The sequence below is a fragment of the Colwellia sp. MEBiC06753 genome (assembly GCF_053470325.1).
In genome coordinates this window covers 152377-167603 of the sequence record NZ_JBQMTM010000007.1, presented here as the reverse complement: position 1 = coordinate 167603, position 15227 = coordinate 152377, and the positions used below count along the sequence as shown (strand labels likewise).

The 15227-nt window shown below is 42.3% G+C and carries 10 protein-coding genes; 7 read left to right on the top strand and 3 right to left on the bottom strand.

What is annotated here, in order from left to right:
- Positions 1–3 precede the first annotated feature (3 nt).
- Positions 4–96 carry an IS3 family transposase gene (locus ACOB82_RS07980; protein ID WP_448212447.1) on the top strand — a complete coding sequence of 31 codons (93 nt, stop codon included), beginning with the start codon at positions 4–6 and terminating at the stop codon, positions 94–96.
- Positions 97–340: 244 nt separating this feature from the next.
- Here the strand turns inward: ACOB82_RS07980 and ACOB82_RS07975 are convergent, their stop codons facing one another.
- From ACOB82_RS07975 to ACOB82_RS07965, 3 genes are all read right to left on the bottom strand, one after another.
- The gene (locus ACOB82_RS07975) at positions 341–1021 is read right to left on the bottom strand and encodes a Fe2+-dependent dioxygenase (protein WP_448212443.1); all 681 of its coding nucleotides are present in this window, start codon (positions 1019–1021) and stop codon (positions 341–343) included.
- A 14-nt stretch (positions 1022–1035) separates the two neighbouring features.
- Positions 1036–3351: a TonB-dependent receptor gene (locus ACOB82_RS07970; protein ID WP_448212442.1), complete on the bottom strand. Its 2316-nt coding sequence runs from the start codon at positions 3349–3351 to the stop codon at positions 1036–1038.
- A 196-nt stretch (positions 3352–3547) separates the two neighbouring features.
- A complete protein-coding gene (locus ACOB82_RS07965; RefSeq protein ID WP_448212441.1) occupies positions 3548–4345 on the bottom strand; it encodes a formyl transferase in 798 nt (265 codons plus the stop codon).
- A 190-nt stretch (positions 4346–4535) separates the two neighbouring features.
- Here ACOB82_RS07965 and ACOB82_RS07960 point away from each other — a divergent pair, with 190 nt between their 5' ends.
- The 6 genes from ACOB82_RS07960 to ACOB82_RS07935 all read left to right on the top strand — a co-directional run bounded on the left by ACOB82_RS07960 (position 4536) and on the right by ACOB82_RS07935 (position 15142).
- The gene (locus tag ACOB82_RS07960; protein ID WP_448212440.1) at positions 4536–5645 is read left to right on the top strand and encodes a hypothetical protein; all 1110 of its coding nucleotides are present in this window, start codon (positions 4536–4538) and stop codon (positions 5643–5645) included.
- A gap of 80 nt (positions 5646–5725) precedes the next feature.
- Positions 5726–6136, top strand: coding sequence for a hypothetical protein (locus tag ACOB82_RS07955; RefSeq protein WP_448212439.1), 411 nt, complete (start codon positions 5726–5728; stop codon positions 6134–6136).
- A 140-nt stretch (positions 6137–6276) separates the two neighbouring features.
- Positions 6277–7629 (top strand): TolC family protein, encoded by a 1353-nt coding sequence (locus tag ACOB82_RS07950; protein ID WP_448212438.1) that lies wholly within the window; start codon positions 6277–6279, stop codon positions 7627–7629.
- Positions 7619–9391, top strand: a complete 1773-nt coding sequence (locus ACOB82_RS07945) for an efflux RND transporter periplasmic adaptor subunit (RefSeq protein WP_448212437.1) — start codon at positions 7619–7621, stop codon at positions 9389–9391. The genes ACOB82_RS07950 and ACOB82_RS07945 overlap by 11 nt, the downstream gene beginning before the upstream one ends.
- Before the next feature lie 11 nt (positions 9392–9402).
- Positions 9403–13305, top strand: coding sequence for an efflux RND transporter permease subunit (locus ACOB82_RS07940; RefSeq protein WP_448212436.1), 3903 nt, complete (start codon positions 9403–9405; stop codon positions 13303–13305).
- On the top strand, positions 13298–15142 hold the full coding sequence (locus ACOB82_RS07935) for a 2Fe-2S iron-sulfur cluster-binding protein (protein ID WP_448212435.1): 1845 nt from the start codon (positions 13298–13300) through the stop codon (positions 15140–15142). The genes ACOB82_RS07940 and ACOB82_RS07935 overlap by 8 nt, the downstream gene beginning before the upstream one ends.
- The last annotated feature ends 85 nt before the right edge of the window (positions 15143–15227 follow it).

Below are 15227 nucleotides of genomic sequence, written 5' to 3'. Positions count from 1 at the left end.
TACATCGAGCCGTTTTATAATCAGAAACGGCGACATTATAAATTGGGGAACATCTCACCAGCAGAATATGAGATGAAATTAAGAAAAAGAGCCTAAAGAAGTCTCCAAGTTTATTTGACTGTTACAAGCTGATACCGAATGCTGATGTGGTTTGTCTAGCTGAAGTTGGTCACTACCCACAAGTTGAAAGCCCTGATCAGGTATTAATGTCTATTAATGAATTAATTGAACAGTAGCTTAAGCAGTATTAATCAGAGGCTAGCGCCTGTTTAATAAGAAGTAAAACTGGCTCTTGATAACTAAAATTTGATAACTAAGATTTGATAACTAAGGTATCAGATTAAAGTTGTCCATGGTGTCGAATTAAGTTGTGATAAACATGATGAAGTCTATCTAACTCGGCTCTATCCGCCGTCTGATGTGCAATAAGGTTTTGAATACTTTTATCTAACTGAAACAATATCTGCCGTAAATTGGCATCAGCAATCATGCTTTGCATCCAGGTAATTGCAGCAAGTCGCTTGCCTTTGGTTACTGCAGTAACTTTATGTAAGCTACTTGACGGATAAACTACCGCTTGCCCTGCTCTAAGTTTAACTTTTTGTTCGCCAAATTCAGTGGCAATGACAAGCTCGCCGCCTTCATATTCTTCAGGCTCATTAAGAAACACTGTCATCGAAACATCGCTACGCAATACTTCTTGGCTATTTGGCAAACGCATAATAGCAGCATCCACATGATAGCCGTACTGTTCTGACTCACCATACTGATTAAAGCACGGTGGAAAAATTTTGTGTGGTAAAGCCGCAGAAATTAATTGCGGCGTTTCGCCAATGCGCGCTAGTAACCGATTAGCTAGCGCACGAATATTAGGGTGTTCACCATCGGCTTGATGGTTGTTTTTAACATGACTGGCCATACCCATGGCGGTTTTCTTGCCATCTAGCCAAGGGGACTGTTCAAGTATTTGGGCAAATTCCTGAACTTCCGCTTGCGTTAATATCTGTTCAATAACAACCATCTTTTGCCTCTTAACTAAAATTCATAGTTCATGGTTAAACGAGCATTTTGAGCATCGCCTAAGTACATAAACGACCCTGAACGATATGCCGCTGTCCAATATTCTTCATCAAAAACGTTACCGACATTTAACCTAAATGATAAGGTTTCTGTTGGGTAATAATTCGCAAACAAGCCAACAACTTGATAGCTTGGTACGACAATGCTGTACTGATTATTTTCTTGATCATAGCCAGCTGCGGTATCAGGTTGGCCGCCATACATTTTACTTTGGTAAGAATAATCACCACCAACTACCCATTGCTCATTAATTTGGTAACGTAATTGTACAAATGCACTCTTGTCAGCAAAGTTGCTTAATGCTTTACCAATGTAATCTTCATTAAATGAATCAAGTACTTCTGAGTCCATTGCCGCAGCAGATAACTGCACACTTAATTGCTCAGTAATTTCGCCAACCAAACCAATTTCTAAACCTTCAACACGGTTTTTACCAGTATTTAACGAGCCTAAAGTTGAGTAGCTATCACCTACGCTTTCCATGACATCGTCTTTAGTCATACGAAATAGGGCAGCAGTGAACATCAGTTCATCACCAAACATCACTTTGGTGCCTAGCTCAATATTTTCAACTGTTTCTGGGTCAGCAACGGTTGCTTGTTCTGGATCACCACATAAACCGCCGTAGCCACAGTTAGCGCCTAAATCAGACTCACCGCCATTAATATTGGTTGCTGTGCTGTAGGTTAAATAAAAGTTAGTGTCTTTATTTAAGTCATAAACCAAGCCTAAGTGACCATTATAAAGATCGTCATCATAAGCATATAAGTTTGACTCACCACGACTTACCGTGTCATTGCTGTAGTCGAAACTATCTTGGCGCAGGCCAAAGAACAAGCTGGCTTTTTCAGTTAATTGAACGGTATCCATAAAGTAAATTGATACCGTTTCAATATCATATAAGGCATCAGCATCGCCGCGAGTATATGAGCGGTTCATAATGCCCGAAATATTGTCTAGGGTATTGCCGTTGCCATCAACTATACAGTAACCAGCAGAAACACCACGACGACCATTAAGTAAACAGTTACCTTCATTACCGTAACTAATGTTATAAACACCGTTATCAACTGATTCGTCGCTGTATTCCAAACCAAACACTAATTGATGTTTAAAATCAGCCGCAGTGAAATCCCAAAATAGGTTAAATTGCGTCGCAAAATAATCAACATTCTGCCAGCCTTGGTGCGAGCTTAATGACATAGTTGCCGCATTCGGCGCTACTGGATCAGTATCAGCACGATTGCCACCACGAATACCTGTGGTGATGTAGCCATTTTCTGTTTCACCATAACGGGTAGCGTTATAAAAACGTAAGTTATCACTAATATTGTAATGAGTGCGTAAGGTAAAGGTAGTCACTTCCGAGTCTAAGAAATCTGAATCTTGTGCATATACCGGAATATCCTCAACTGGCTTTCGGGTATCACGGTCGAAATAACTACCTAAATCAGGAATATCATTCGCCTGTAAGTAATAAACATCGGCAAGGAATTTTAATTTTTCAGAAACGTCATAAACACCTGAAAGCTGTGCACCTTTGCGTTCGCGTTCAATACCTTCTCTACCTGGCTTATCTTCTTGGGCATGCAAGGCGTTTATCCGCAGCGCTGCACTTTCTGCCACTGAAACATTATAATCAAGCGTTAATCGAGTATGTTCGTCGGTACCAATTGCGGCATCAACACGTCCAAAGTTGTAAGAAGTTGATGCTTGCTTAGTAATTGAATTAACCGCACCACCTGCAGAGCCGCGACCAGCAAATGTTGCACTTGGCCCTTTCGTAATTTCAACTCGCTCAGTCGCAAAGCTTTCACGCGTGGTCATGCCAGGATCACGCAAACCATCAACAAAAACATCGCTGCGTGCTTCATGACCGCGAATAATGTAACGGTCACCAAAAGCATTGCCGTTTTCACCAGTGCCTAAGGTCACACCAGCTTGGGCCGATAAAATATCTTTAAGATCAGTATTTCCTGATTCTTGAATTTGGTCTTGAGTCAGTACGGTAATAGTGGTTGGTGTGTCGACTAAGTCAGCAACGCGGCGAGGGTCGCCTGATTTGTCAAAACGATAAATAGAACTGCGCATTCCGTGTACTTGAATGCGTTCCATGGCGTCTTGGGCTTCACACGCCTCTTGATCAACTTGTTCACAGTTTGATTTTACATCTTCAGCAAACGCTGTTGGGGTAGCAAATACCATTGCTGCGGCAAGTGCGCTAGCACCAAACAATTGATTTTTATCTTGGCTTACTTTTTTTGTTGTCATTGCTAAGGCTCATTTGAAAAATTAACGAGCCGTAGTGTAATCAAACGTAAATCTCATGCAAATAACAATCGTTCTCATTTGTATTAATATTTATAACTAGCCGTTTTTAGTTATAACCAAACTGATTACTTACACTCTGTGCATAGCTCCGCAAATGCAAACTTCTTTGTCGCGTAATAGTTATTAATTGATGTTGTTATAAATAATGTTCTCTCATAAAAGCTAAGTAGTCTTGCTCATTAACCATCTCAAAGCCCTTGGCCGCAAAGTCATGGCAGTCTTGCAATGTTGGAAAAGTAAAATAACTATCGCTACTTTCTTGGGGTAAGGTCGTAAGTTTTTGTCCCTTAGCTAAGCAATCAACGGCAACGATAATATCAACCACGCCCTGACGATAAAGCGAAAGCACATGAGTTAAATAGCATTTGGCAGGTACAACCGCATGCTTAGAAATTTTAATAATTTCTCCAGTATCTATACTGCCATCATCGATAGTATGTAACGTAGTACCAATTTGGCTGTCGCCATTTTTCATCGCCCAAAACGTCGCCATCACCCCTCGATATTTTGGCAAAATACCAGAATGTAAATTAACAACCCCCTGTTTAGGTATTTGAATAATTTCATCTTTTAAAATGCCACCAAAGCGTATGGATATAATTAAATCTGGCGCTAGTTCATGCACTGCGCTTATAGACTCAGCTGAGTTAATTTGACTGACCTGCTTAATCTCCGACGACAACCAAGTAGTAAAGTTCTCAAATGTTTGAAAGCTCGCTGTACTCCTACCAGCCAAGGCCGGACTAAGTATCGAATTAAATAAGTCTTGCTCAAAAAATTTTAACAGCTGAAGCTGGCGCGGACGCTCACTTTGTTTACCAACCTGTGCTGACAGCCATAAATGCACTTGGTGTTGTTCTCTGAGTTGAGGTAATAACATATTAAGCGCATAATTAGTCGCAAGGTCTTTGTTGCCTAAAATCAGTATATTCATTAATTTTTATTTCCTTCACTCAATTAGGCTAAGTTAACGCGTAAACTTAATACCTGCGTTTCTCACTTATTGTGTCATCATAAAACTATCGCGACAAAGCCATAATATATGGTTTGAAGTTTTTAGCTAAAAATGTAATAACTAAAACAACTCCCTTCAATTTCTGAATTCGCAAGGCCAAGCTATCATTTTGAAAACGTTGTTGATTTGTTTAACCCTTAGCTACTTTATTTTTAGCCATGCCTCGGCTAACGCGGCAGAAATTAACCTCACTAGTTATAATCAAGCCATTGCCATTCAACCTGAACAAACCTTTTACGAATTGCAGGCACAACTAAACAGCGAAATGTCGCCAAAAGAACAAGCAAAATTACTGGTTCTGTTGTCAGAAGTGGCGTACTTCGTTGATCAATCAGAAAAAATACTCACTTATGTTGAACAGGCAATGGCTTCAGGCATGCTTGATAAAGCTTGGTACTCAAGTGCACTCGTTAACAAAGCACGCGCACATTACCAGCGCCGAGAGTACGAGTTGTTTTTACTCACCGCACAAGCGGCCTATGAAAGTGCCAAACAAAGTAGTACACCAACGATAGAAGCAGCGGCATTAATAGAACTAACCTTTGCCAACGTAATTTTAGAAAAAGATAATCAATTAGAACTCAATTTAAAATTGATCCAAAAATACTTATCGTATTTAAAAGATGACTTAGACAAAGGCGTGCTTTTACAACGATATAGTGCGGTATTACGCAATTTAAATCGCTTTGATCAAGCCCGAATCCCGATTCAACAAACCATTCCAATTTTTGAAAAAATTGGCAGTAAACATTTTATATCAATCAGCTATTACAACTTAGGGCGAATTGAACAAGAGCAAGGCCATTATCAGCAAGCGGCCGACGCCATGGAACTTTCTTATCAATGGGCGAGTAAAGATAAGAACTTTTTAAATCAGGCATTTTCATTATCCAGACTGGCTGAATATCAAGAACATCTAGGTCAAATAGAGTCGGCGAAAAAATCACTTGAGCTGGCAAAAGACAGCGCGACGAAAGTCACTTCGACCAGAGTACAGCTATTAGTGTATAAAAAAGTGGCCGAATTTAGTTGCAGAAATGAAGCCAGTACTTTGTGTTATCAACAATTAAATGACGCTATCACGCTTGCCAAAAATAGCGGACTAGTAAAAGATGATATTGAACTGACGCGCTTTTTGGCCACTATGTATGCCAAAGATAAACGCTACCAACAGGCCTATGAAACGCTTGCTGCTAGCATTGAGTCATCATCAAATTAAGGACAATACTTGCTCCGGTCTACTGCTCTGTGGTACTTTTCCTGCGTGTTTCTCTATGGGATCGGGTTTGGAACTCGCTAATGTTAACGTCGATATCTAAAGTATTCGTAATTGTCAGCTTTATGTTTGCACTAATTGGGCAAGCATTAGCATCGTCTGCGATGTCTTGTGATATTTCAATGCACACCAAACATTCAGCTAATACCTCCAGCCATCATGAAATGATGTCGATGGCATCAATGACCAATCATGATCATGCTAATATGAAAAGCCCTATGGCTGCTAATGTTCAACCTCATAGCCAAGATAATAAAGAATGCTGTGTAAATGATTGCTATTGCCCGAAAACGGGCTGCGGTCATGTGGTATTCTTAACAGCAACGCCAATTAAGCACCCTAAAGTGAACAACATTGAGCGTGCATTTTATATCGATCCTGCCCAACGCCTTACTTCAATTTCCGAGCTGTTTCGCCCACCAATTTTTGCCTAATCTAGGATCAGTGCGCCTAAAATTTGCTGCACTGAGTTAAGCTGGCTTTTATTATTTAGTTATTTTTCATTCAGTTAATTTTTTAATTCGAATAACTTAAGCCAAAAACTTACACAAATTCCAGATTTTCTGGAGGTAAAATGAAACAACTCTGTTATTTACTATTTTTATTTTTGCCGATGTCGTTAGTGGCTCAGCCATTAACCTTACAACAAGCAGTTGCACTAGCGCAGCAAAACGATCCTTGGCATCAAGGCAATAGCGCTAAACAAGCTGCAACATTAGCCCGCAGCAAAGCAGCATCAACCTTACCCGATCCACAACTGTCGATTAGTGCGATGAATTTACCCACTGACGGTTGGCAATTTAATCAAGAGGCCATGACCCAACTGAAAGTTGGTGTCAGCCAAATGCTGCCACGTGGCGATAGCTTGGCGATTAAACAAGCACAGCTTAGCACTCAGGCCAGTAGTTTCCCGTTATTAAGTGCTAATCGTGTTGCACAAGTAAAACAACAAGTCAGCCAATTATGGTTAGATGCCTATCTTGCCCAAACAACGATTAATTTAATTAACAAAGACAAAGTGTTATTTGAACAAATGGTGGAAATTGCCGAAGCCAATTACACCACTACGTTAGGCAAAACGCGCCAGCAAGATGTTATTCGCGCGCAATTAGAATTAGTTCGCCTCGATGATTTGCTAGTGACCGAACAACAAAAATTAGATACAGCAATTGCCACACTGTCAGAATGGCTAACGCCAGTTGAACAGAATCAATCACACTCAAATAGTGCTGAGCTTTATCAGCATTTGCAATCAGTTGCTATAGCACAGGAGCTGCCTAAGCTTACCGTAAACTATAGCCAGATAGTTTTAACCGAGCAGTATAACCAACAGCAATTAGCTCAAATTATTGCTCAACACCCTGCGGTTCAAGCAATTGATGTTAAACAGCAAGTGGCGAAAAAAGGCGTTGAATTGGCTAAGCAATCTTATAAACCGCAATGGGGGGTTAATGCCAGTTACGCTTATCGTGATGATGCGCCAAACGGCATGAGCCGTGCCGACTTTTTTTCCGTTGGTGTAACTTTTGACTTACCGTTATTTACTGAAAATCGTCAAGATCAAGAAGTCACTGCCTCAGTTGCAGAGTCTGAAGCCGTATACACCGAAAAGCTATTACTAATGCGCAATATAATGGCGCAGGTTGATAAAGAATTACGCAACCTTAATCGGATTCACCAACGCCAATCGCTATACCAGCAGCAACTGGTAAGCCAAAGCCATGAACAAGCTCAAGCGGCATTAACCGCTTATACCAATGATGACGGAAGTTTTGCTGATGTCGTATCGGCTCGTATTACCGAATTAAATACCACTATCGCTAAAATCAAAATTGACGTAGATGCATTAAAAACTATCACCCGATTAAATTATTTGCTTACCAAGCCACATACGCACCTAGCAATGGAGTCAAACCATGCCAACTAATTCTAAAACCTTAATAACACTTACCTTAGGTGCAGCACTTGGCGCAATTATCGCTGTGACATTAACGCCAAGCAACCCAGCTTCAGAGCAGCAAGCCAGCAACAGTGACGAGAAAAAGCCGCTGTATTGGGTGGCACCAATGGATGCTAACTATCGCCGAGATAAACCGGGTAAGTCACCAATGGGCATGGATTTAATTCCGGTATATGAAGAAGCCAATTCTGCCGATGAACACGGCCCTGGTGCAGTAAAAATTGCACCTAATGTTATTAATAACCTTGGTGTGCGCACAGCACCCGTTGCACTAAAAGCGATGCGCACCGAAATTAATACCGTCGGTTATGTGCAATATGATGAAGACAAATTAGTGCATATTCATCCAAGAGTGGATGGCTGGATAGAACAGTTATTTATTAAAGCCGAAGGCAATAAAGTCAAACAGGGCGAGCCACTTTACGCACTGTATTCACCAGAGCTAGTTAATGCGCAAAAAGAAATGTTGATAGCCCTGAATCAAGAAAGCCAACATTTAGTAGGGGCAGCTAAAAAGCGTTTGTTGGCATTGCAAATGTCACCTAAGTTTATTGATAGCTTAATTGCCACCAAACAAGTTCAACAAACCGTAACCTTTTATGCACCGCAATCCGGTGTAGTTGAAAACCTTGCGGTACGAGAAGGTTTTTATGTTGGGCCAGGCACCACCATTATGAGTATTGGCCAACTTGATCAAGTCTGGGTAGAAGCCGAAGTATTCGAGCGTGATGCCGCGCTTATTACAGCCGATTTACCGGTAACCATGACCTTAGATTATCTGCCCAACAAACAATGGCACGGTGTGGTCAATTATGTTTATCCAACACTGAATAATGAAACCCGCACCCTACGAGTAAGGTTAAAGTTTGATAACCCCAGTTATCAATTAAAACCGAATATGTTCGCGCAAATTAGTATTTCATCTGATGCCGATCACAATGCACTGGTTGTGCCCAAAGAAGCAGTAATTAGAACGGGTAAACAAGACCGCGTCGTATTGGCATTGGGCGAAGGACAATTTAAATCAATTGAAGTTAGTGTCGGGCAAGTGGGTCAAGAGTACATTGAAATTGTCAGTGGCCTTAATGAAGATGATGTAGTGGTCACTTCTGCGCAGTTTCTTATTGATTCAGAATCAAGTAAGAATTCTGATTTTAAACGTATGACCGCAGACCAAACACCTAACTCGGTATGGCTTGAAGGTCAGGTTAATAGCGTAATGACTGATCACCGCATGGCTAATATCAGCCATGGTCCTAGTGATGAATGGGATTGGCCAGAAATGACCATGGATTTTATCGTCGCCGACAGTGTTGATATTAATGCATTAAGCGCTGGGCAAAGTTTACATTTTGAAGTAACGAAATCTCAAGATGGCGGCTATCAAGTAACAGGCATCCATATTATGTCTGAACCTGGGCCTGAGTCCGACGAAACCATGCAAGTACCATCGGCCACGGTTAACGGTGTTATTAATACGATTGCCCTTGAAAGCCGAGTGTTGAATATTAGCCGCGACGCCATTGAAAAATGGGATCGCCCTGCTGCCACTATGGATTTTATTGCTGCTGAGCAAATTGACTTGTCACAACTTCAGCAAGGGCAAGCCATTACCTTTACCTTTGAAGTACGCGATGACTTAGTGATTATTGATTTAAAACCAGCTGATTCAAAAGCTGAAAATAACGCTATGCCAGAGATGGAACATAGCCAACACATGAACCATTAAGCGAGACTGACATGATAGAACGTATTATACATTGGTCAGTCTTCAACCGCTTTTTTGTGTTGCTGACCACGTTAATTTTAGTGGGCGCCGGCTTATTTGCTTTTAAAAATACACCGGTTGATGCCATCCCAGATCTGTCGGATGTACAGGTCATTATTAAAACGTCCTACCCAGGGCAAGCACCGCAAGTGGTGGAAGATCAAGTAACTTACCCATTAACCACGGCAATGTTGTCGGTGCCGGGGGCGCAAACTGTGCGAGGTTACTCATTTTTTGGTGACTCCTACGTATACATTATTTTTGATGATGATACCGATCTGTATTGGGCGCGATCGCGCGTACTTGAATATTTATCGCAAGTCGCGCCGAGTTTACCTGATTCGGCCAAACCGCAGTTAGGGCCAGACGCCACCGGTGTCGGCTGGGTCTATTTATACGCATTAATTGATAAAACTGGTCAGCACGATATTAGCCAACTGCGCAGTATTCAAGACTGGTTTTTAAAGTATGAACTGCAAACCGTTGACGGCGTTTCAGAAGTCGCGGCAATTGGCGGCATGGTTAAGCAATATCAGGTGATGGTAAATCCTGATAAATTGCGCGCCTACGATATTCCGTTAAGTTTAATTCAAACCGCGATCAGCCAAGGTAACCAAGAAGTTGGCGCGTCAGTAGTGGAAATGGCAGAAGCAGAATATATGGTTACCGCTTCAGGCTATATTCAATCGGTTGCTGATCTCGACGCTATTCCGCTTGGTCTAAACGTTAATGGCACGCCACTGCTATTAGGTGATGTAGCTGATATTAAAGTGGGTCCGCAAATGCGCCGCGGCATTGCCGAACTTAACGGTGAAGGTGAAACCGTTGGTGGTGTTGTGGTGATGCGTTATGGTGAAAATGCGCAAAAAACCATTAACGGAGTAAAAGCCAAATTAGCAGCGCTGAAAAAAGGCCTACCCGATGGCGTAGAAATCGTTACCGTTTATGACAGATCTGGCCTTATTGAACGAGCAGTTGATAACTTATGGTCAAAGCTGATTGAAGAATTAGCCGTTGTTGCCCTGGTGTGTGTGGTGTTCTTATTCCACGTCCGTTCATCCATTGTCGCTATTATCAGCTTGCCGCTCGGCATTTTAGTGTCCTTTATCATCATGTATTTTCAGGGCATTAATGCCAATATCATGTCACTTGGCGGTATTGCCATAGCCATTGGCGCTATGACTGATGGCGCTATTGTCATGATAGAAAATATGCATAAGCATATGGAAGCCTATACCAAAGACAAGCCACTCACTAACGAAGCGCGCTGGCAGCTGGTTGCTAAATCAGCCAGTGAAGTCGGGCCTGCGTTATTTTTTAGTTTATTAATTATCACCGTAAGTTTCTTACCGGTATTTATTCTGGAAGCCCAAGAAGGCCGAATGTTCGCGCCACTGGCGTATACTAAAACCTATGCCATGGCAGCATCCGCTGGCTTAGCCATTACCTTAGTACCAGTATTAATGGGCTATTTTATTCGCGGCAAGGTTATTTCCGAACATAAAAACCCGGTTAACCGCGCCCTTATTGCTGGCTACAAACCAATTTTAAAGTTAGTACTAACCTACCCTAAAGCGACGATAGTTGCTGCATTAGTAATCACTTGGGTTGGCTTTTCACCACTAGATAAAATTGGCAGTGAATTTATTCCGCCACTTGATGAAGGTGACTTAATGTATATGCCAACTACCTACCCCGGCATATCCATAGGTAAGGCTCGTGAGCTATTACAGCAAACCGATAAACTGATCCGCACTGTACCTGAAGTACAATCGGTATTCGGTAAAGTGGGACGCGCTGAAACCGCCACCGATCCAGCGCCGCTGACCATGATTGAAACCTTTATTCAATTAAAGCCGAAAAGTGAATGGCGAGACGGGGTAACTACCGAAAGCTTAAAACAAGAATTCGACAAGCTGGTGCAATTTCCGGGCTTAACCAATGCTTGGGTAATGCCAATCAAAACCCGAATTGATATGCTCGCCACCGGTATAAAAACACCGGTCGGTATTAAGGTGGCAGGCAGTGATTTAGCGGTTATCCAAAAAATAGGTCAGCAACTTGAAACTGTACTTAAAGATTACCCAGGCACCGCCTCGGTTTATTCTGAGCGCGTTGCTGGCGGTCGTTATATTAAAGTCGATATTGATCGAGTTAAGGCTGCACGCTTTGGCCTTAATATCGCCGATGTTCAGCAAGTGGTGGCAACCGCCATTGGCGGTATGAATGTGACACAAACCGTTGAAGGATTAGAGCGTTATCCGGTTAACCTGCGCTATCCGCAAGATTACCGTGACTCGCCAGAGCAATTGCAAAAGCTGCCAATTGTTACGCCGAAAGGCCAACGTATTGCCCTAGCTGATGTTGCCAATGTTTATGTCGAAGACGGGCCGCCAGGCATTAAAAGTGAGAATGCGCGAATTAATGGTTGGACGTTTATTGATATCGATGGCGTCGATATTGGTAGTTATGTCGCTGGTGCCAAAGCAAAAGTAGCCAGTGAAGTTGACTTGCCTGCCGGATATTCCATTAGCTGGGCCGGACAATATGAATATATGGAGCGCGCGCAAGAGAAGTTAAGTTATGTCTTGCCGCTGACCCTAGCCATTATCATTGTCTTGCTTTACTTGAACTTCCGCAGTTTTGCCGAAGTAGCCATTATTATGGGTACGCTGCCACTGGCAATGATCGGTGGCATTTGGTTGATGTATCTTGAAGGCTTTAATTTCTCAGTCGCCGTTGGTGTTGGCTTTATCGCACTGGCTGGGGTTGCCGTCGAAATTGGCGTGATCATGCTGGTCTATTTAAACCAAGCCTACAATGAAGCACAAAGCGCGGCAAAAGCCGAAGGTCGAGCATTTGATCATCAAGCGTTAGTTGCTTCAATTATCCAAGGCGCAGGCTTACGTGTAAGGCCAGTCATGATGACAGTAGCGACCATTATTATTGGTTTAATGCCAATTTTATATGGCAGCGGTACTGGCTCTGAAGTGATGAGCCGCATCGCTGCACCTATGGTAGGCGGCATGGCCAGTGCCATTGTGCTGACGTTATTAGTGTTACCGGCTGTCTATTTATTGTGGAAGTCGACCAAGCTCGAACACCATCACAAAGCACCATTTAGTTTGCTAAAAACCAGTCGTAAATATCATAAATGGTTAATGGCATTTTTAGGTGCTCAATTTGTTATTTGGTCGGTAACCGGCGCTTATATGGTGTTCTTTGATATTGACTATATTCACGGCGATAGCTTAGTGAACAACCAGCAAACCAAAATCAATAGTAACAAGATCAATTACACCTTGGCCGAGTTAGCTACTAAGTACGGCACACCTGATGACTTATCACTTGGTGTATTTATCGATACACCGGTTTATCGCTTTAGCCAAGGGGAAAATAAATATTTAGTTGATGCCACTAACGGTGAACTACTATCACCGTTACCCAAAGCGCTAGCGGTAAAAATAGCGCAGCATGAATACACCGGTGATGGCGCGGTAATAAATACCCAGTTAATTGAACAAAACCCTCCATTTGAATTGAACCCCAAAGTATTACCTGCGTGGCGTGTGAATTTTGATAATTTTGGCGCACCGTCAATTTATATCTCTGCCACGACAGGTGAAATTGTTGGTAAGGTCCACGAGTGGTGGCGCTTATTTGATTGGATGTTCCGTTTTCATGTCATGGATTACCAAGACAGTGAGGCCGATAACCAATTATTATTTTGGACGGTACTATTCGGGTTATTGGCCGCCACTTGTGGTTTATGTTTAACCTTTTACCGAATATTTAAAAGTAATACTCCCTTTGTGACTCCGGTTAAACAGCCGCTAACCAGTAACTTAAGCTCTAGAGGTGCCATTAATGAATAAGCTTAAAAAAATTCATAAATGGCTGTCGTTGCTTGTTGGTATTCAACTGCTGATTTGGTTGCTATCAGGTTTTTACTTTAACTTGATGGACCATCGCAAAGCCGCAGGTCACCAATATCGCGCCCATCATCAACAAGCCCCACTTAATAGTGCTCAATTGTTAGAGCCAGCGAGTATTTTAGCTAAAGCAGATGCTGCGACTTCAATTAGCCTGATTCAGCTACTCGGCGAACCGTATTATTTGCTTAACCATGAGCATGGTTTATATCGGCATTTCCGTAATCGCTACAGCCTTTATCACGCCTACAGTGGTGAACGATTAACCATTGATAAAAACTTAGCGAGCCAATTGGCTATGCAGTCATACAATGGCCCAGGAACCATTGACTCAGCTACGCTTATTAATGGCGCTATTGATGATTTTCCCAAGCAGAAAAACGCCAGCTGGCAAATTAACTTTAGCGATGATGTTAATACCAGTGTTTACATTGAAGCAGGCTCAGGGCGATTAGTCGGACATAGTGACGATGATAAACGGCTCGCCGATATTTTCTTTATGCTGCATTTTATGGATTACACCAATGTTGGCAGCTTTAATAATATCCCGATGATGTTATCTGCGTTACTGGTGCTAGGCTTGTCGATTACTGGCATTATTTGGACTGTTAACCTAGCGATCAACGGCCAATACAAATTGCCGTGGTTTACCAAAAAAAGTAAGGTCAAGCTGTTTGATAATCATCAACAAAGCTTAGGTGAAGTGTCGTTATCAACTGCTAACAACCTGCTGCATGAGCTTGCCGAACATCATGTTGTCTTGCCTTCAAGTTGCGGCGGCGGTGGTACGTGCGGTCAATGTCAGGTGCTGATCAGCCCCAATACCCGCATCACGTCTGCCGATGCTCAGCAATTTAGCCAAGAACAGTTAGCCGAAGGCTACCGACTAGCCTGTCAACATTTTGCTAGCGATGTTGATCATATGACCTTAATTGATGTCAGTGACGCGAAAAAACACACGCTGAAATTGGTGGCAAATCGCTTTATCAGCCCTGATATCAAAGAGCTTACCTTTACCGTGCTGGGTGATAATGTCAGTTACCGTGCTGGTGCCTTTATGCGCTTTTTAATTCATGCAGGTCAAGGCCAAGCTCGTCCGAAAGACTTACCCGTTGAATTTCAGGCTCGTTGGCAACAAACGCCTGATCAAAGCTATGCATTTGATGCTTGTTCACGAAGTTACTCAATTGCTAATACCGGCGATGGTCATACACTAGTTTTTACTATCAAAATGCAGCAAGCGCCAACTCAAGAAAAAGACAGTAAATACTTGCCCGGTATTGGCTCAAATTACTTGGGTAATCTTGCGATAGGACAAGCCATTGAAGCGTTAGGGCCATTTCAAGATTTCGCGATAACCCCCCAACACAAGTTACCTGACGCGAACACAACATTAGTGTTAATTGGAGCAGGCTCTGGTATTGCGCCATTAAAAGCAATTATTGATGAGCAACTTGTGGTTAATAACCCAACCAAAATCATCTTTATTTATGGAGCGCGCACTGAACAAGACTTGGTATATCAACGGGAGTTTAAGCAATTAGCGCAAACCAATCAGCGTTTTCGCTATCTGCCAATATTGTCAAAGCCAACTGATCATTGGCAAGGCGCTACCGGCTACGCCCAATCATTATTGGCAGAAATCTGGCCACAGTTACCTGAACCATCAAGCCTAGCGTTCTATTTATGCGGGCCTGCAACTATGATGTCTGAAACTATAGAGATGCTAAAACGACGTCAAATTAGTGAGCAGCAAATTGCATTTGATGATTTTAGTTAATAGGAAATCAGTTTTAACACAGTTAAGCAGTTAACAAGTTAAACCGTTAATCTAGCCCCTAATTGTTGGGGCTTTTTTATAAACA

Coding starts and splice junctions, on each gene's coding strand:
- ACOB82_RS07975 (WP_448212443.1), bottom strand. CDS start 1,021: ATGGTTGTTATTGAACAGATATTAACGCAAGCGGAAGTTCAGGAATTT.
- ACOB82_RS07970 (WP_448212442.1), bottom strand. CDS start 3,351: ATGACAACAAAAAAAGTAAGCCAAGATAAAAATCAATTGTTTGGTGCT.
- ACOB82_RS07965 (WP_448212441.1), bottom strand. CDS start 4,345: ATGAATATACTGATTTTAGGCAACAAAGACCTTGCGACTAATTATGCG.
- ACOB82_RS07955 (WP_448212439.1), top strand. CDS start 5,726: ATGTTAACGTCGATATCTAAAGTATTCGTAATTGTCAGCTTTATGTTT.
- ACOB82_RS07950 (WP_448212438.1), top strand. CDS start 6,277: ATGAAACAACTCTGTTATTTACTATTTTTATTTTTGCCGATGTCGTTA.
- ACOB82_RS07945 (WP_448212437.1), top strand. CDS start 7,619: ATGCCAACTAATTCTAAAACCTTAATAACACTTACCTTAGGTGCAGCA.
- ACOB82_RS07940 (WP_448212436.1), top strand. CDS start 9,403: ATGATAGAACGTATTATACATTGGTCAGTCTTCAACCGCTTTTTTGTG.
- ACOB82_RS07935 (WP_448212435.1), top strand. CDS start 13,298: ATGAATAAGCTTAAAAAAATTCATAAATGGCTGTCGTTGCTTGTTGGT.